Consider the following 16,760-nt stretch of genomic DNA (forward strand, 5'->3'; position numbering starts at 1 on the left):
CTTTTTAATATCTTGGTTTATACTCAAAATTAATCCTTTCCATTCCATCAAAAAATATCTTCGCAAATCTAAGGTACAAGTAGAGAGGGAGTGAGTGAGAGTTAGCTGAAAGTTTGTTTTACTTTCATCCCTGTTGGTAATTCTCGTGAATCATGAATGTATTTTGTGAGTAGGTGTTTACTAATCCAAAAACACAAGGTTTTGTTATTTCACGCTGATAACGCGGATTTTCTTTCACCCGTTTGTTTTCTGCGTAAATCTGCGAGATCTGCGTGACACATTATTTTCTTGCGGAAATGAGGTCTGATTCAAGCTAAATTAAAAATCATTGCAACTGAACGAAATCATTATTATAAATTAGGGGATCAAAAACAATAAAAATGGAAGTACTTGGAATTGATTTTGGCGGCTCGGGAATTAAAGGAGCAATTGTAGATACTAAAACAGGTGAGTTAGTTACGGAACGACACCGTATTGAAACACCGCAACCGGCAACTCCTGATGCTGTGGCAGAAGTTATGGCTCAACTTACCGATCATTTTAACTGGAAAGGTAAAGTTGGTGTTGGTGTTCCGGCTGTTGTGAAAAACGGCGTGATGCTGACTGCTGCAAATATCGATGACAGTTGGATCGGGCAGGAAGTCAACAAAAAACTATCAGATAAAACAGGCTGCGAAGTTGAATGTGTAAACGACGCCGATGCCGCCGGAATTGCCGAGATCCATTTTGGTGCCGGTGCTAAAGAAAAAGGTATGGTGTTTTTACTTACTGTTGGCACCGGAATTGGCACTGTGATTTTTGTCGACAAACACCTGGTTCCAAACCTTGAGCTGGGACACCTTGAATTTAAAGGCAAAACGATTGAACGTTACTCAGCTGATTCGGTACGAAAAAGAAAAGACTTGTCGTGGGAAGAGTGGGGAACACGTTTTAACAAAGCTCTGGATTATTACGATAAGATGTTTAATCCGAACCTGTTTATCATTGGTGGCGGCGTAAGTAAAAAAATGGACCGGTTTGAGGATTGTATCAAGGTGGATACGCCCGTAGTACCTGCCGAAATGCAAAACAACGCCGGAATTATCGGCGCTGCTTTAAATATGGTTTATAAGTAATGTGTTAAGTATTCCTTGTTAGTCGTTGTGATGTTTCTTCACAATTTTCACGACGCGCCGGTAAACAATTTCCATTGTACTCCAGTGTAGTCCCTGGAAATCGGTGGTATTTACAAATTGAACAACAACAGTATCGATGTCTTTGTGGTATTTGGCAATGCTCATATAACCCGGCATTAATCCGGTATGCTCGTATACGTATATAGAGGAATATATTTCCTGTTCGCCATCGTTAAACACTGAACCATCATTTAATGCCCGCAGAAAAATGCCAACATCTTCAGCGCTGGCAACCATCGAAGTCAGTTTGGTTCCGTAATCACCGGCTTTAATGTCTTCTTCTATTCCAACGTAATAACCACTCATTACATCGTCGATATTTTCCTCGGTTACCCCACCAAAAGTGTTTTTAAGGCCGAGCGGATCCAGAATTTCTTTTTTAATGGTTTGAAAGACATCTGCTCCTGTTACTTTTTCAATCAGCATCGAAATCAACAAATAGTTGGTGTTCGAGTATCTGTACTTTGCATCGGGGGCAAAATCGGCCGGTAAATCTAACACGCGCTCAAGCGCTTCCTTGCTGCTAGACGGTGGTTCTGCCCAAAAGTTTGGCGTGTCGGTTAAATTTGGAATTCCACTGCGGTGCTGCACCATCATTCTGAGGGTAATTTTATCGGCATTTTCAATTCTTCCCAGCAATTCGGGGAAGTAATCGGCTAGTGTTTTATCCAGCGACAAACGTCCGTCGCTAACCAGTTTGGTAATAGCAACCGCATCGTAGAGTTTACTGATACTGGCAATTTTGAATAATGAATGCGGATCGGCCGGTATTTTGTTTTCCCGGTTTTTATAGCCGGCAGCATAAAAAGCAGGTTCTTTTCCGGCTTCGTCAACGTAAACTATTATTCCATCCAGTCCGTATTTTATGCTTTTATCGAGTTGCTCCTGAACTGTATCAGGTAGTGGAGTTAGCATGATTCTGAGTAATAGCCATGGAACAAAAAATAGTGATATGGCGGTTCCTGTCAATAGCATTATTCTGATAATTAGTATTGTGTGTTTCTTTTTCATCTTAGTAATATATTCTGATTGAAGTATCTTATACAGCTTCCTGTAACAGTTTCTTTTCTAATTTGTTGACTTTTGGTTTTAATCCAAACAGTGGTCGTAAAAAACCAATCCGTCTTATCATAAATTCATAGATACCGTAGCAGGTGACAAAAGTAAATGCGCATACTGCAACAAATTTAGCCATTGGCGGTAGCTGCGTTGGTAAAATCAGCAGTGAACCTGCATATAACGCAAACATATGAATTATGTAAATAGGATAAGCAGCCTGGCTTAAATAACTAAGTGCCGCGCTTGGTTTGTTGAGGTATTGGTAGCCCAGCCCGAAGATGCCAAATATCCAGCAGTTTGACTCGATGGCCATAAGAAAAGCCGGCGAATTGGTTTCGAATAACTGTAGGCGAATGACGTATAAAACCACGGCTAAGCCAAAGTACAACCATTTCCATTTCGATACGGTTTGCCAAAATTGTTGTCCGCTGTACACAAACAGAAAACCAAAGAAGAAAGCCAGCAAACCCAAGAAAAAGCCGTGCCATGTTTCGGCGTACACCGAAAATATTTGAGGTTTCACCAACAGCGCCTCTGCAACAAAAAATACTGATAATGCCAAAGGTCCAAACGGATTTTTCATAAAAACAGACAGTGCTTTTCTGAATTTACCTTCACTGTTTTTCATCAGGAAAAAGAACAGCGGAGTTAATACCAACACATAAATAAAGATGTTTCCGAGGAACCACAAATGTCCCACATGCGGATAATAACCTAAAGGCAAATTGTAGAATTTCTGAAAAATGATGAAATGCAGTGGGGCAATGGCCAGCGCCCCAAAAATCAGCGGGATCAGAATCCGGCGTGTACGTTCGGTAAGTAATTGTGCATAGTTGCGTTTTCGCATGGCAAAATATAAACCCATTCCCGATACGTAGAACAAAAGCGGAATGCGCCAAACGTTCAGCAATGTCATGGGTTTCCATAAAGTTTCAAGGCTTTCGTTGCTTTTAATAAAGCCAACAAACATGGCCCACGGTTGAAAAACAATGGCAATATGGTAGATCAGTAATAAGCCAATTGCCAACACGCGCAACCAATCAATATCGTATCTTCTTTCTGTTTTCATTTTCTTTTTGTTTTAATGGATGATTTGGGATGTTTCTTTACCCCTCTGTCTTCCGACATCTCCCCTTAACAAGGGGAGAACGCTTTAGGCGAATATTTCAGGCGTTTTAAAATTTTATCTTAATGCCTGATTTAAACTGCTTCCCCTTTTTTAGGGGAAGTGCCGACAGGCGAAGGGGTAATGATTTGATACCGTACAGATTATAACATTATTTCGCCTACTGCAACATCATGGCAACTACAGGGCGGTTCTTTTCCACTTCTGCCAGATCGATTTTAATACCAAGTGGCTCAAGTTGTTGCTGCATCATTTGGTAAATGGGTTTCATATCGGCAAACGGAGCCAAAACTGATTCGCGGGCAGTTGCGCCGTAATTGTTTTTTAAGGTTTTGTCAGCTTTTGCGTCAATAAGCATTTGCACAATTTCAAGGTGGCAAAAGAATGCTGCTGAATGTAAGGCAGTCGATCCGTCGTTGTTTTTCAGGTTCAGATCGGCACCGGCATCAATAAGCGCTTTGGCAATTGCTGTTTTATTAAACGATACAGCTGCAATTAGCGGCGTTGATCCACTCATCTGTTCTTTCTTATTAATATCTGTCCCGGCTTCAATGTGTTGTTTTACGGCTTCGAGGTTACCCGACATAATTGCGGTGTGCAAATCAACATTTGGTTTTTCAACGCTCGATTTTACTTTGGCAGCATTTTCCGAACTAACACTTTTATTACTGCCTGAATTAGAACACGCGGCTAATAATACCAGGAGAATAAGTGCAAAATTTACTACTACTTTAAACGAATTTCTTTTTAATGTTTTCATAATTCTAAATTTTAATGTTTTTGTTTTTGAAAATTGTTTGTACAAAGATGAGGGTTTCGTAAACGCTTGATTTAAACCATATGCAGCGATAAGTGTTAAGTTTGAATCGGGTATGAAAATTATGATGCAATAATGCCACATTTGAAGCAAGTGGGCTTTTTTAGGCCTGCATTTTGGTAAATTTTCCTACTTTCGTTTTATTAAGAATTAGCATGTCAGACACATCAATTTTTGGAGCAGATTTTATCGAAAAAGCGGAAGCGATCATTCTGGAGAATATCGCGAATGAGCAATTTGGCGTTTCCGAGTTGGCCGATCTCATGAATATGAGTCGTTCAAGTTTGCTCCGAAAAATAAAAACACATACACAGCTTTCGGCAAGTCAGTTTATTCGTCAGGTGCGTGTTACAAAAGGCATGGAAATGTTGAAGCAGACCTCGCTAACGGTTGCCGAGATTTCATACCAGGTAGGTTTTGGAAACACCTCGTATTTTATAAAATGTTTTCGCGAACAATATGGTTATTCTCCGGGCGAAGTGCGGAAAGGAGTAATGCCGGAAGAGGAAGTTGCGGAAAAGGAAAACGTTTTCAAAAAATACAAATGGCTGGTATTCGAGGCGATGGCTATTATCGTAATTGTGCTGTCCGTTTTACTTCTCAGTAGGGAAAAGGAAACTCCGGTTGAGTTAGAGAAATCGATTGCTGTGTTGCCCTTTGTAAACGAAAGCAGTGATTCGCTGAACCTGTATTTTGTAAACGGACTCATGGAATCGACCTTGAACAACCTGCAGAAAATTAGTGATCTGCGTGTTGTTAGCCGAACTTCAGTGGCAAAATATCGCGATACGGATTTAGGCATTCCGGAAATTGCTGAAGAGCTGAATGTGAATTATCTGGTGGAGGGGAGTGGACAACGTTTTGGCAACCAGGTTTTGCTTAATATTCAGTTGATTGAAGCGGCTACTGACCGGCCGATTTGGGGCGAACAATACAGCCGCGAAGTGGATGATGTATTTGCGCTTCAGAATGAAGTGGCCCGAAAAATTGCCAGTGCAATTGAAGCGGTTGTTACGCCTGCTGAGTTAAAACAGATTGAGAAAATACCGACAGAAAATCTGGAGGCTTACGACTATTATCTTCAGGCGCTTAATTTGTATTATAACCGAACGCAGGAGAATTTAGAGAAAGCGATTTCCTTGTTTGAGAAAGCGATAGAAGAGGACGATCAGTTTGCGTTGGCTTACGCCAATGTGGCTATCGCGTATTACTTTCTCGATGTCAACCAAAAGGAAAAACAATACACCGAGCGAATCAATAATTTTGCAGATAAAGCGCTGCTTTACGATTCGCGCTCTGCCGAAAGTCTGATTGCCAAGGCGCTGTATTACATCCAAATGGAGGAGTACAATCTGGCTTTGCCTCATTTAGAAAAGGCGCTGGAATACAACCCCAACTCGTCGGCGGTGGTGCAGATGCTCGCCGATTTATACGCCCGTGTAATTCCGAACACTGCGAAATATTTGGAGTATGCGTTAAAAGGTATTCAGCTCGATATTGCAGCGAACGATTCTATCGGCAAAAGTTTCATCTATTTGCACCTGAGTAATGCGCTCATTCAAAATGGTTTTATTGATGAAGCGGCTACTTATATCGATAAATCGCTGGATTTCAATCCTGAGAATTATTATTCGCCGATGGTGAAAGCTTATATTTTGTATGCTAAAAACGGCGATGCAGAACAGATAAAAAAATTAATGCTTAAGGAGTGGCGCAAGGATACTACCCGCCTGGATCTTTTGCAGGATGTGGCAAAAGTTTATTATTTCCAGGAAGATTATGACAGTGCGTTCTACTATTTCCAAAAATTTGTTGAAGCCCGCGATAAATACGGACTGGATATTTACCCGCAGGAGGATGTGAAAATTGCCTGGGTATATCAAAAAATGGGTTTGCAGGAGCAGGCCGCTAGGTTTTTCGATAGTTATAAGGCGTATTGCAATAACGACCAATCGATTTATAAAAGTGCGAGTATGGCTGTAATGTATGCTTATGAAGGGAAATACGATGAAGCGATAGAGCAGCTGAAAATCTTCGCAACTCAGGATAATTATCAATATTGGATTTTAGTTTTTCAGGGTATCGATCCGATTTTGAAACCTTTGGAAAACAATCCGGAATACCGGAAAACGCAACAAAAAATTAAAGATCGGTTTTGGCGACAACATGATGTTTTGAAAAAGCTCTTGGAGGAGAAAGGATTGATATAGCCCGCCTGTTAAAACCGAATGAAAACAAGCAAGATTTAACAAAGATGATTCAATTAACAATTGCCGGAAATACTACCCATTTGAAATCTGCTGAAGAGAAACAGCCCGAAACAATTTTAACGCTGGGTGAGCAATTAATTGCCGACCGTTTTTTTAGCGAATTTCCACCAACAAACGATGAAATTGACCATGCGATAAACTTTACCGAAGAAACACTTGCTCCAATACAGCATTTGTTCGATGCCGAAACTGACTTATACTCCAGCGACTCAATGGCCATTGAAATTGCACAACTGGCTTTTAATACTGCCAAAGAAGAGCAACAGATCAACGTGCCGGTAATTGAACTGGAGAATGTTTTTTACCGCCTATCCGAAATTGTAAATGGACTACCGGCCAGTCAGGATGTTCTTCCCGACAGTAATCAGTTTGCTGCATATTTGCTAATAATTCGTGAAGTGATGCACCATTTGGGATTTGATCGACTGGTCGTGGAAGAGGGTAGTAACGTTTAATTTTAATCTTTGAAACGGTTTATTTTATCCAACCAACCTTTATTTTCCACTCCTTCAGTTCCTGTTGCCTTTTTTCAAAATCGGGCGGCGGTTGATGATTTTCATTTCGAGCTTGTTCCCTGATTTTTTCGGTTTGTTCTTCCAGTGTATTTAATCCGACTGATTTTCTTCTTTCGTTTACCAGTGTTAGATCGTCAAAAGGATTTGGACTTAATTCACCGTTTTCATCCCAGTCGAATTGCGTTCCGTACAATTGCGGTTTTTCTTCGAATACAGCAATTCTGTCCGTTAGGTAGGCCAAATCTTTTGGGTTTGCTTGCTTTTCTGTTACAGCTGTTTCCAGTAGTTGCATGCACTGCTTCATAAACTCAGGCCGACTGATAGAATGTTGGATGATTAACCAGCTGGCTTCGCATGCTTCTTTGCCAACTTTATCGATGGTTGGATAACCAATTGTGTCGATTATTTCATCTAATTGCTGGGCATTGCTAATATGCAGATCTTCCATTTGCTCGTTATAACCTTTGCCAAGTTGCCCGGTTTCAACAAGTTGCTGCCGAAATTCCAAATCCGCATTTTTTAGCTCGATTATTTTATTTGCAATGCTTTTATAATCCATGCTTTTGCCACCAGAGAGTTACTGGCGTTCCTGTAACTTTTCCCAAACGTGCATCCGCAGAAAACTTTCCTCAACATTACTTTCCATTTCCTGATACAGTTTGAATGGAACGGTGAACGACAATATTTCCCTGTCTACAACCGAACGTTTTGAGATATCGAAAAAGCCAATTACACCCTTTGGATTTTCCTTTTTAGCTTCATCAAAAGCATAAAGAATGGGTTGACATGCTGCACCAAAAGGCGCTGTTACACTTTGGTTGGTTCCACGGTTAAAATCGGCCATTACCACCAGTGCTGATAACTGATCGGCATTGGCAAAAAATACCAGCAATTCGGGTTTATCATTTTCTGTAAGCATTTCCCAGGGTTTAAACACCACATATTCGGCAGGCACATCGGTCATTGGTAGCGAATCCACCCATTTTCGTGCCTCTTCCGGGCTTTTGTAAAAACGTTCTCCATCTCGCATAAAATCTCCCGCCGGGCCCATTTGAGCAGCCATTTCTTTATTGCCGGTTGAAAGGAGACATTCTATGGGAAATTTGCCATAACAGTCGCCAAATCCAAGGCCAACACCACCGCCCGGGCATCCAAAAGTTTTACGATCAAAATAGGCTATGCGGTTTTTCTTGCTCGACGAAACCAACATAGAAGCAACACATCCGCGTATATTTCCTTCTTTAAAGTGTAGTCCGGCTTCCGGTTTATCGTCGGTAAGCACAACTGCCACCGGTTGCATTTTAAGTTTCAGTGCTTTAATTAGTTCGCTATTCATATATCAGGTTTTTTGTTTGTAATTCAGTCTTTCAGGTTTGTGTAAAGCTGCTAAAATTTTAGGACTTTAAATCTAACGAAATTGTAGAAAACAAAAATGGATTCCATCTTTTAACTGATGAAATCCATTAACCAAAATAATAATATTTAGTGAGCAACCACTAAATGGAATTTTTGTAGATATGTAGTAAATGTAAATTTAGCTTTGAGCCTTTTTCTTTTTTTGCAGCATTAAATAACCTACAATTCCCATAAAACCTCCCATAAATCCGCTTATGGCGCCACTAATTCCATGTCCCATGGCGTGATCCATTAAAGTTTCGGGTAGTGGGGTCATCAGGTAGTTCATAATAAAACTCATTATAAATCCCATAATTCCACCAATAAGTCCTTGTTTTATAAAGTTTTTCATAATTCTCTTATTTTACGTTTTATGATTTTTTAATTTGACGCTGCCACGCTTTTTCGGATGAAAAAATACAATACCGACAGAACGGCCAGTGCCACACCAAGCACAACAAAGCTTGAATTTATTCCTACTAAATTCTGGATGGGTTGAATAATAATTGGAGAGATAAACATGCCTAAAAAGGTGGCTGTAGTTAAAAAGCCAACATATTTTCCGCGCACCTGAACCGGAACCAGGTTGATCATCCATAAGTTACCGTTCGGAATCAGGGTTCCTACGCCAAGCCCGATGAGTAAAACTCCGGCAACGGTTTGCAGGTAGGTGTGGCTAAAACCGATCACCAGAAAACCAATTGCCATTGGAACAAATCCCAGGCTGTAAATGGTTACAAAATCGAGTTTCCTTTTTACTTGTTTGTAAAAATACGAAGCTATTGCCTGCGCAAAAGGCATACTTCCCAGTGCCAGCCCCATTTTATTGCCGTTAATACCTTCCAGTTTTTGCAGGAAGAAAGGCAACTGAACGGGAATCATATAAAAACTAACCGTTGTGATAAAAGCACTTATAAAAACCAGCCAAACAACGGGCGGAACTGCAACCCTGTTTTGCGTTTGAGCTTTTGTTTCGTGGTGCGCCATTTTAGGCTCGTGCAGAGAAAAAGGAACCAGCACCATAACAATGGCCGAAAAACCGTAAATTAAAAATGCCAGTCGCCAGTTGATATCCGTTAAAACACCTGCGGCGGTGATAAAAATCAAACCTCCAAGTGCCACAAATGCTCCCTGCAGTCCCATAAAGTGTTCGCGTTTGGCACCAGTAAAATAGTCGCCGATCAATGTTGTTGAAACGGTCATAATTCCGGCAACACCAAGCCCGAATGCCACACGACCAACCAAAATAGAGAAGAGGTTGCCTAACCAAAATCCCGATGTTCCTGCCAGCAAATAAATCAGCAACGAAATGTATAACACTTTAATTCGTCCGACTTTATCGAGCAAACGGCCTGCCAGCGGCGCAACAATGGCAATGGTAAGTGCCGGCAGCGTTAACATCAGTTTGGTTAATATTTCAACGTTATTTACGTCATTAAAAGTACTGCTGATTAATGGCAGCGAAGGCGCTATAATAGCATTTGCCAAAATAGTGAGCATGCTTGCCAGTAGCAGTGTTAACTCAAGTAGTTTTGTGTTTTTTGTACTTTCCATTCTTTAATTTATTTGACGTAAATACTCCTCAAAAAAACTATTGCAACAATACACCCAGGAAGATACCAAACTGGTTATTGGTAATTTTGTGCGGACCATAGCAGTCGTAGTTGTATGCGCCACCAAACGAATAGTTTTTGTAGCTAACACCCAGTCGAGCGTAAAAATGACTTCTGTCGTGTGCGTCAATCTCTGAGTTATAGCTATAAAGCCCTTGTGCGCGTGAGTACAACGACCAGGCACCTTTAATTGGCGGACGGTACTCAAGAATGGCTAACGATTCGAAGTTTTTTGTCTCAGTAAGATGAAATCCCGAATTAACAACACCCATAAACGTTCTGCTGTGATATCCGTACTGGGCACCCGCGTAAGGTCTGAATCCCCACTGAGAATTCATGATCGCACCCGACATTAGGCTCACTCCTTTAAAAATATCGTATTTCAGGAATGCCAGGTTGATCGACTCTCTCAAAAATTCAGCATTGTCGTAATCGGCTTTCAGATATGACAGACCAAAAAATCCAAACTTACTTTCGGGCGCAAATTTTTTGTCGATAATCATTTGCGAAACCCATCCATCGCCACCTAAAACAATTTCTAACGGAATAGGTGCCGATTTAGGAGCCGGAGCTTCACCCGGCTGAGCGTAAACCCCGATTGAGGTAAAAACGGCAAACGTAAATAATAACAGGCTAAAAATTTTTCTTTTCATTATGCTTTCTTTAAAAATTAAAAATCATGACTTTGAGGCTTTTGAAGCGCTTTTAGAATGCCAAAGCAAGTTCTTCTGCTTCTTCAATAGCTGTATGTAGAATTTCTTCTGTGTTTTCTGTAATTACATCAAGCCGATCAGCGGCAACAGTAGTAAAATCAGTAATTCCCATAAAATGGAAAATGTTGCGCAGGTATTTGTCGGCCATTTCAAGCGACTCCATTGGCTCCGACGAATAGTCGCCACCACGGGTGATAATATTCACTGCTTTTTTGTTTTTGCACATTCCCACAGGGCCGTGTGCGGTGTAAGTGAAAGTAATTCCGCCAACTGCTACATAATCGATGTAAGCTTTCAGGATAGCAGGAATTCCAAGGTTCCAGATCGGCTCCGAAATAATATATTTGTCGGCTTCAAGAAACTGGTACGCATACTTTAAAATCGGGTGGTTTCTACCTTCTTCGCCGGTTACGTTGCGCAATTCCTGCAACTTTCCTTTGGGTAAAAACTGTAGATTCTCTTCATACAAATCAAGCACGGTAATTTCATCTTCCGGATGTATTTCCATGTACTTGTGAATCAAACGGTCTGAAATACGAAAGGTTCTTGATTCGCCTTCCGGTTTGGCGTTGGCTTTAATGTACAATACTTTGCTCATCGTTGTGTTTTTTTAATTGTTAGTCGCAATAAATCAGTTATTTAATCTCTAATCTCATTCACTTCTCTTCGATAAAAAAGCCGATTGTAACCTCAGTTTTTTGGCATACAAATCCTCTTAAAGCATGATTGTTCAGCTTTGCTACAAATCGACTTTTAAAGTCTTTTTGTCAATCGATATCGAATTTTGAAAAGACTATGATGCAAATATATTTGCGGGGGAGAAGAAAACTTTTTACAAATGTTAAAATCCTACTTTTTCGATCGGATACGGCTCAACTGTACCTGCGAAATGCCCAGAAAACCAGCTGTATCGCCTAAACTAATACGCTGCTGAAGATGCCCGTATTCCTTTATAAACTTGGCGTAACGCGCGGTGGCATCTAGGTAGAGCAGGCCTTTTAGGTTTGATATGGCCGTGTAGGCAACAATGGAAACAAACTTGCGGGCAAAGCTTTCAAACGAGTGGTATTTTTGGCAGAGACGCTCAAAATCGTCATACTCCAAATGGGTGATCACCGATTTTTCAAGTGCTGTTGTAGAATATCCGGCCGGCAGATCATTAAAAAAACTATCGGTGGCAATAAAGAAATCGTTTTCCTCGAAAAAGCGAAAAACGTACTGATTTCCATCGTGGTAGTAAAAATGTTTCACCAGCCCCGATTCAACAAAAAACAGGTTTTTGTTCACTTTTCCTTCGGTATGAATAAGCTCACCTTTTTCGTAGGTCGTTGTCTGAATACACTGCAATAACTCAACAATCGCATCATCTGCCAACGGCGAAATCAAGTTCAGCTTATTTATAAATTCACTCATTCTTTTTTACTTTTTACGAAAATAGAACAACAGGGCATAAAAGCAAGTTCAACGTGGACTTTTATTTATTTTTTTGAGAATCTTAATTGTCTCTTTTCAGTTGATGAAATTATCCGGGTTTCTGATTTTGTGTGGTTTTATTGTTCTTAAAATCAGTGAAATATGAAAAAATTACTGGCCCGATTAAAATTTTTCGCCAAATGATAGTCTATACACTAAACCTTACTCAAATTTAGAATTATGAAAAATCAATTGACTAAAAGCATTTCAGGTTTATTCATCCTGTTAATGGTTGTTTTTACTGCAAACGCGCAGGAGTGGGCTAATTTCAGAGGCGGCCCGAGAATTGTATCTCCCGAAATCAACGGTTCCAGTGTAACCTTTCGTTTACGAGCACCCAATGCATCATCGGTAGCGGTTTCCGGGAGTTGGAAATCTACCGACAGATCAGTACCGATGGTAAAAGACACTGCCGGTATTTGGTCGGCTACAGTTTCAAACTTAACTCCGGAGTTGTACAACTATACCTTTTCGGTTGATGGCGTTGGATTGATCGACCCAACTAATCCTCAGCAAATTATTCGTGACGGTTCGAGATACATGAGCATTTTTATCATTCCGGGCGAAGAGTCGGATATGTATGCCGCTGATGTAGAAATTGCCCACGGCGATCTGGAAAAAGTGTGGTATAAATCGCCAACGCTCGATTTAACCCGCCGAATGTATGTTTATACGCCTGCCGGTTACAACGAGGGCACGAAAAAGTACCCGGTTTTTTATTTGTTGCATGGTGCCGGTGGCGACGAAGATGCATGGTCGAGCATGGGGCGCGCTGTTCAGATTATGGACAACCTGATTGCAGCCGGAAAAGCTGAACCGATGATCGTGGTAATGACCAACGGAAATGCCAACCAGGCAGCAGCACGGGTTGATTATCCTGTGGCGCAAACCGAAGGAGGAATGAGAGGATTTGGCAGCGCCGGTAAATTCGAGCAGAGTATTCTCGACGATGTAATTCCTTATATCGACAGCAACTACCGTACGTTAACCGATCGTGACAACCGCGCCATTGCCGGTTTGTCGATGGGAGGAGCACAAACAACTTATGCCGCGCTAAATAACCTCGATAAATTTGCCTGGGTTGGTTCTTTTAGTGGAGCTTTTGTTTTGTGGCCAAATGCCCGAGCGGTATCAGAAGGTGGAGCAAATGGTCCCGGTCGCGGTCCGCAATTGCTTAATTTGGAAGCTGTGGGAAATACAGTTTTCCCTAATTTAAATTCATCGGTAAATTCGGAGTTGGAATTGTTCTACATTGCCATTGGTAACGATGACTTTTTATTTGAAGCCAACCGCCAATTCAAGGACTGGTTAAAAGAGGAAAAAATCAATTTTGTTGATATCGACACTCCGGGATATTCGCATGAGTGGAGCTACTGGCGTATTTGTTTGGTGGATTATGCCAGCCAGATTTTTAAATAGACTTTTATCAAAAATACGAGGTATTGATTTACCTGAAATAAAAACGGTAGTTCTGAAATTTAATCGGAACTACCGTTTTTAAGTTTATAAAAGCTGTGAATTACTTTAAAATCACAATCAGCTTAATTGTATTCTAAGCATACAACTTTTCCGTCGAGTAATGAAACCAGCACGCGTTGGTTATCGATGGGGAGAATGTGGTTTACCAGCGCATTTGATAGTTTGTATTTCCAGGCTACCTGGTGCGTTGTTTTGTTTATGGCGCACACAATTCCTTCGGTGGTAGGCACAAATACCAGGTTTCCGGCCTCGGTAATCGGCGAGGGGGCAATTTCGTAATCCAATTCGGCATTACATTCCCATGCCAGCTTTTGTTCGTTGGCAGAAGTATAAAAAGCATCTACATTTCCTTCGATCATATTTTTAATGTAAACCAGTTTGCCGTCGTTTGAAATGCCGATCGATTCGCGGCACGTGTATTCTTTCGAATGCCAGATTTCTTCTCCGGTTTTCGCGTCGAGAGCGGTCATGTATCGATCGGGAGCTACAATAAATATTTTACCGTTGGCGGCTACCGGCCAAACGGCTGCCGGCGATAACATCCGGTTACTGTATTTTTCGCGTTTCCACTCCAGGTTCCCGGTTTTGGCGTTGAGGGCATAAAAGGTATTTCCCCACGAGCCAAAATAAACCGTACCTTGGTAAACCAGTGGTTTGCTTTCCACAAAATTATTCACTTCTTTGAACGCCCAATTCAGCTTGCCCGATTTTAAATTGATGGAACGAAAAATCCCTTCCGATGATCCGATGAAAACCGAATTTTTGTGAATTACAGGCGAGGCGACAATCGATTTTCCGGTTGCGAAACTCCATTCTTTCCGGCCGGTTTTCAAATCCAAACAGTAGATATTATTATCGGTTGAAGCACATACTACCTTGTCTTTTGCAATGGCGGGTGTGGAATAGATTTTCCCTTTTGTTTGGAATTGCCAAAGGTATTCTCCGCTGTTCTCATCCAAAGCAACAATGGCGCCGGAAGCATTTCCGTATACGGTAATTCCGTTTTTGCTGGCTAATCCTGTTCCGATATCGCTGACATCCTGCAGTTCCCACACTTTTTCTATTTCAGGATGCTCCTGGTTTAATGAATAGTCAGGGCGTGGATAGTCGTTTTCTTTTTCACTGAACTGATGATTTACCAGTGGTATTTTGCACCATTCTTCGTGCGTTTTTACTCCCGGAGTGCGTTCGGCGTAAAACATCGTATCCTGTTTGATGGTGACAATATTGTATCCGCCAATTTCGTCTTTAGCTCTCAGGTTCGACCGACTCATTACACCCGGAATTCCTTCAAAATCGAACAATTTGTTGGTGTGTCCGTGGCCCAGTAAATCCGCCTGAATATTACGTGTTTTTAGCAGATCGATGATCTTGTACCAGTTCGATAGTGTACTGTCGAGCGGATAATGGTTAACAAAAATAATGGGCTGTTCAGGATTTTTCATGTTCTGCAAAACTGAGTCGAGATACACGAGTTGTTCGTGCGGAACCAACCCGGGAGCCATTCGCATGTTTGGTCCGCTGGCCGTTCCGATAAACAAATAACCACCGGCTTCGAACGAAAATTCCTCGCAGCCGAAAATGCGAACAAAACTGTTGTTACCGCTTTCCGACCATTTTGAATCGTGATTGCCGGGAACAACATACCACGGTTTATTTAACTTTGAAATGATCGATTTTGCTTCGTTCAATTCTTCATCGGAGCCAAATTCGGTAATGTCGCCCGATAAAATAACAAAGTCGATATCGCTCTGATTATTGATATCATTTACCGTGATTGATAAATCTTCTGCTCCGGTAGCCCCGCCAACATGTGTGTCGGTAATGTGGGCAAAGCACAGTTGCTGCGCCTGTGCACAGGGCATTAGCAAAAGAAATAAGCTTGCCAGAAAGAGTGTTTTCTTCATCGTAAAATTGTTTTCAGAGGTTAATATAACAAGTATTTTTTACGCATTTGCTTAAAACTATCGAGATCCGCTTGCCACGACTCACGAATTTCTTCTTCGCTCATTCCTGCAATTATTTGCTTTCGTAATTGGTCGGATCCTGCCAGTTTGTCGAAAAACGGCGTGAAAAAATTCTCCTTGTCATCCGATTTATTGTAAAAATCGATCACGTATTTTATCTCAAGCTGTTTTATGTTCTGAAGCTCGGACATTGGTGTTTCCGACAAGTCGTATCCGTAACACGTTTCGCCTTCAAACTTTGGATGCAGCGCCAGCACCGGAATCGACTTAGGCACATACGAAACATCTTTTGGTGTGTAATAGGGCGCTCCGAATACCTGAAAAGGAGTATCGGTTCCCCGGCCTTCGTTAACGTCGGCACCTTCGAACAAACAGATGGAAGGGTACAGGTAAATCGATTTCATATCGGCCAGGTTGGGAGAGGGAAGTACCGGAAGCTGGTATTTGGTTTCGTGGGTGTAATTTTTCATTTTTACCACCTCCAAATCGCATTGAATACCGTCCTTTAGCCAGCCTTCGCTATTCACCATTTGGGCATATTCGCCAACCGTCATTCCGTGGATAACCGGAATAGGGTATAACCCTACACCGCTTTCAAAACCCGGTTTTAACATTGGCCCATCAACGTAGTATCCAAGAGGATTTGGGCGATCGAGAACAATAACTTTTATCCCATTTTCGGCCGACGCTTCCATTACCCGGGTCATTGTGTTGATATAAGTAAAGAACCGAACGCCAACATCCTGCATATCAAAGATCATCACGTCGATGCCTTCGAGCATTTCCGGCGTAGGTTTGCGGTACTGGCCGTACAATGAATACACAGGAATTCCGGTGTCAGGATCAGTTGTTCCATCAACGTGTTTTCCGCGTTCAACGTTGCCTTTGTAGCCATGTTCGGGCGCATAAATTCCTTTTATGGAAACACCTTTATTAAAGAGATAATCGATAAGGTGAACCGAATCGATAACAGAGGTTTGATTGACAACGAGGCCAACATTTTTGTTTTCGAGGAGGGGGAGATACGAATCTGTGAGCTCGGCACCAACAACTACCTCTTTTGGCTGAGTTTGAGTTGTGGTTCCACAACCTGAGAAAAGGATATACGAAAGAAGAACGATACCTGATATAAGAAACTGTTTCATTCCTGATAATTTT

16 protein-coding genes are annotated in these 16,760 nt (G+C 41.5%); 4 read left to right on the forward strand and 12 right to left on the reverse strand.

The features are described 5' to 3' along the window. The first annotated feature begins 380 nt into the window (after nt 1-380). Nucleotides 381-1,115: a polyphosphate--glucose phosphotransferase gene (ppgK, locus tag QZ576_RS07000; RefSeq protein ID WP_297095471.1), complete on the forward strand. Its 735-nt coding sequence runs from the start codon at nt 381-383 to the stop codon at nt 1,113-1,115. 18 nt (nt 1,116-1,133) lie between these two features. On the opposite strand, the gene QZ576_RS07005 is transcribed toward ppgK, so the two are convergent. From QZ576_RS07005 to QZ576_RS07015, 3 genes are all read right to left on the reverse strand, one after another. After that, nucleotides 1,134-2,090, reverse strand: coding sequence for a serine hydrolase (locus tag QZ576_RS07005; protein WP_297095474.1), 957 nt, complete (start codon nt 2,088-2,090; stop codon nt 1,134-1,136). Between the two features lie 124 nt (nt 2,091-2,214). Continuing rightward, nucleotides 2,215-3,303, reverse strand: coding sequence for an acyltransferase family protein (locus tag QZ576_RS07010; protein WP_297095476.1), 1,089 nt, complete (start codon nt 3,301-3,303; stop codon nt 2,215-2,217). A gap of 217 nt (nt 3,304-3,520) precedes the next feature. After that, nucleotides 3,521-4,120, reverse strand: a complete 600-nt coding sequence (locus QZ576_RS07015; protein ID WP_297095478.1) for an ankyrin repeat domain-containing protein — start codon at nt 4,118-4,120, stop codon at nt 3,521-3,523. A 212-nt stretch (nt 4,121-4,332) separates the two neighbouring features. Between QZ576_RS07015 and QZ576_RS07020 the strand changes: the two genes are divergently transcribed. Together QZ576_RS07020 and QZ576_RS07025 are read left to right on the forward strand one after the other, a co-directional pair. Next, nucleotides 4,333-6,387 (forward strand): helix-turn-helix domain-containing protein, encoded by a 2,055-nt coding sequence (locus QZ576_RS07020; protein ID WP_297095480.1) that lies wholly within the window; start codon nt 4,333-4,335, stop codon nt 6,385-6,387. A 44-nt stretch (nt 6,388-6,431) separates the two neighbouring features. Then, the gene (locus QZ576_RS07025) at nt 6,432-6,902 is read left to right on the forward strand and encodes a hypothetical protein (RefSeq protein ID WP_297095482.1); all 471 of its coding nucleotides are present in this window, start codon (nt 6,432-6,434) and stop codon (nt 6,900-6,902) included. 19 nt (nt 6,903-6,921) lie between these two features. Here QZ576_RS07025 and QZ576_RS07030 read toward each other — a convergent pair whose 3' ends face one another. The 7 genes from QZ576_RS07030 to QZ576_RS07060 all read right to left on the reverse strand — a co-directional run bounded on the left by QZ576_RS07030 (nt 6,922) and on the right by QZ576_RS07060 (nt 12,096). Continuing rightward, nucleotides 6,922-7,521: a DUF6624 domain-containing protein gene (locus QZ576_RS07030; protein ID WP_297095484.1), complete on the reverse strand. Its 600-nt coding sequence runs from the start codon at nt 7,519-7,521 to the stop codon at nt 6,922-6,924. 18 nt (nt 7,522-7,539) lie between these two features. Continuing rightward, a complete protein-coding gene (locus tag QZ576_RS07035) occupies nt 7,540-8,298 on the reverse strand; it encodes a DUF169 domain-containing protein (RefSeq protein WP_297095486.1) in 759 nt (252 codons plus the stop codon). 198 nt (nt 8,299-8,496) lie between these two features. Continuing rightward, nucleotides 8,497-8,709 (reverse strand): hypothetical protein, encoded by a 213-nt coding sequence (locus QZ576_RS07040; protein WP_297095488.1) that lies wholly within the window; start codon nt 8,707-8,709, stop codon nt 8,497-8,499. 29 nt (nt 8,710-8,738) lie between these two features. Beyond that, the gene (locus QZ576_RS07045) at nt 8,739-9,911 is read right to left on the reverse strand and encodes an MFS transporter (protein WP_297095490.1); all 1,173 of its coding nucleotides are present in this window, start codon (nt 9,909-9,911) and stop codon (nt 8,739-8,741) included. Between the two features lie 37 nt (nt 9,912-9,948). Then, complete coding sequence (locus tag QZ576_RS07050) at nt 9,949-10,623, reverse strand: hypothetical protein (protein WP_297095492.1); 675 nt, start codon at nt 10,621-10,623, stop codon at nt 9,949-9,951. Nucleotides 10,624-10,675: 52 nt separating this feature from the next. After that, nucleotides 10,676-11,281 (reverse strand): NAD(P)H-dependent oxidoreductase, encoded by a 606-nt coding sequence (locus QZ576_RS07055; RefSeq protein WP_297095494.1) that lies wholly within the window; start codon nt 11,279-11,281, stop codon nt 10,676-10,678. Between the two features lie 251 nt (nt 11,282-11,532). Beyond that, nucleotides 11,533-12,096 (reverse strand): Crp/Fnr family transcriptional regulator, encoded by a 564-nt coding sequence (locus QZ576_RS07060; protein WP_297095496.1) that lies wholly within the window; start codon nt 12,094-12,096, stop codon nt 11,533-11,535. 240 nt (nt 12,097-12,336) lie between these two features. On the opposite strand from QZ576_RS07060, the gene QZ576_RS07065 reads away from it, so the two are divergent. Next, entirely contained in the window at nt 12,337-13,575 is a 1,239-nt protein-coding gene (locus QZ576_RS07065) for an alpha/beta hydrolase-fold protein (protein ID WP_297095498.1), read from the forward strand. Between the two features lie 122 nt (nt 13,576-13,697). Here QZ576_RS07065 and QZ576_RS07070 read toward each other — a convergent pair whose 3' ends face one another. Continuing rightward, nucleotides 13,698-15,542, reverse strand: coding sequence for a PQQ-binding-like beta-propeller repeat protein (locus QZ576_RS07070; RefSeq protein WP_297095500.1), 1,845 nt, complete (start codon nt 15,540-15,542; stop codon nt 13,698-13,700). Between the two features lie 20 nt (nt 15,543-15,562). Then, the gene (locus tag QZ576_RS07075) at nt 15,563-16,747 is read right to left on the reverse strand and encodes a DUF1343 domain-containing protein (RefSeq protein WP_297095502.1); all 1,185 of its coding nucleotides are present in this window, start codon (nt 16,745-16,747) and stop codon (nt 15,563-15,565) included. Nucleotides 16,748-16,760: the final 13 nt, after the last annotated feature.

The sequence above is a fragment of the uncultured Draconibacterium sp. genome (genome assembly GCF_913060805.1).
Classification (GTDB): Bacteria; Bacteroidota; Bacteroidia; order Bacteroidales; family Prolixibacteraceae; genus Draconibacterium.

Excerpts from the sequence above, each read along its gene's own strand:
- QZ576_RS07040 (WP_297095488.1), bottom strand. The coding sequence starts at position 8,709 with ATGAAAAACTTTATAAAACAAGGACTTATTGGTGGAATTATGGGATTT.
- QZ576_RS07020 (WP_297095480.1), top strand. The coding sequence starts at position 4,333 with ATGTCAGACACATCAATTTTTGGAGCAGATTTTATCGAAAAAGCGGAA.
- QZ576_RS07030 (WP_297095484.1), bottom strand. The coding sequence starts at position 7,521 with ATGGATTATAAAAGCATTGCAAATAAAATAATCGAGCTAAAAAATGCG.
- QZ576_RS07045 (WP_297095490.1), bottom strand. The coding sequence starts at position 9,911 with ATGGAAAGTACAAAAAACACAAAACTACTTGAGTTAACACTGCTACTG.
- QZ576_RS07050 (WP_297095492.1), bottom strand. The coding sequence starts at position 10,623 with ATGAAAAGAAAAATTTTTAGCCTGTTATTATTTACGTTTGCCGTTTTT.
- QZ576_RS07070 (WP_297095500.1), bottom strand. The coding sequence starts at position 15,542 with ATGAAGAAAACACTCTTTCTGGCAAGCTTATTTCTTTTGCTAATGCCC.
- QZ576_RS07060 (WP_297095496.1), bottom strand. The coding sequence starts at position 12,096 with ATGAGTGAATTTATAAATAAGCTGAACTTGATTTCGCCGTTGGCAGAT.
- QZ576_RS07035 (WP_297095486.1), bottom strand. The coding sequence starts at position 8,298 with ATGAATAGCGAACTAATTAAAGCACTGAAACTTAAAATGCAACCGGTG.
- ppgK (WP_297095471.1), top strand. The coding sequence starts at position 381 with ATGGAAGTACTTGGAATTGATTTTGGCGGCTCGGGAATTAAAGGAGCA.
- QZ576_RS07025 (WP_297095482.1), top strand. The coding sequence starts at position 6,432 with ATGATTCAATTAACAATTGCCGGAAATACTACCCATTTGAAATCTGCT.
- QZ576_RS07005 (WP_297095474.1), bottom strand. The coding sequence starts at position 2,090 with ATGCTAACTCCACTACCTGATACAGTTCAGGAGCAACTCGATAAAAGC.
- QZ576_RS07065 (WP_297095498.1), top strand. The coding sequence starts at position 12,337 with ATGAAAAATCAATTGACTAAAAGCATTTCAGGTTTATTCATCCTGTTA.
- QZ576_RS07015 (WP_297095478.1), bottom strand. The coding sequence starts at position 4,120 with ATGAAAACATTAAAAAGAAATTCGTTTAAAGTAGTAGTAAATTTTGCA.
- QZ576_RS07010 (WP_297095476.1), bottom strand. The coding sequence starts at position 3,303 with ATGAAAACAGAAAGAAGATACGATATTGATTGGTTGCGCGTGTTGGCA.
- QZ576_RS07075 (WP_297095502.1), bottom strand. The coding sequence starts at position 16,747 with ATGAAACAGTTTCTTATATCAGGTATCGTTCTTCTTTCGTATATCCTT.
- QZ576_RS07055 (WP_297095494.1), bottom strand. The coding sequence starts at position 11,281 with ATGAGCAAAGTATTGTACATTAAAGCCAACGCCAAACCGGAAGGCGAA.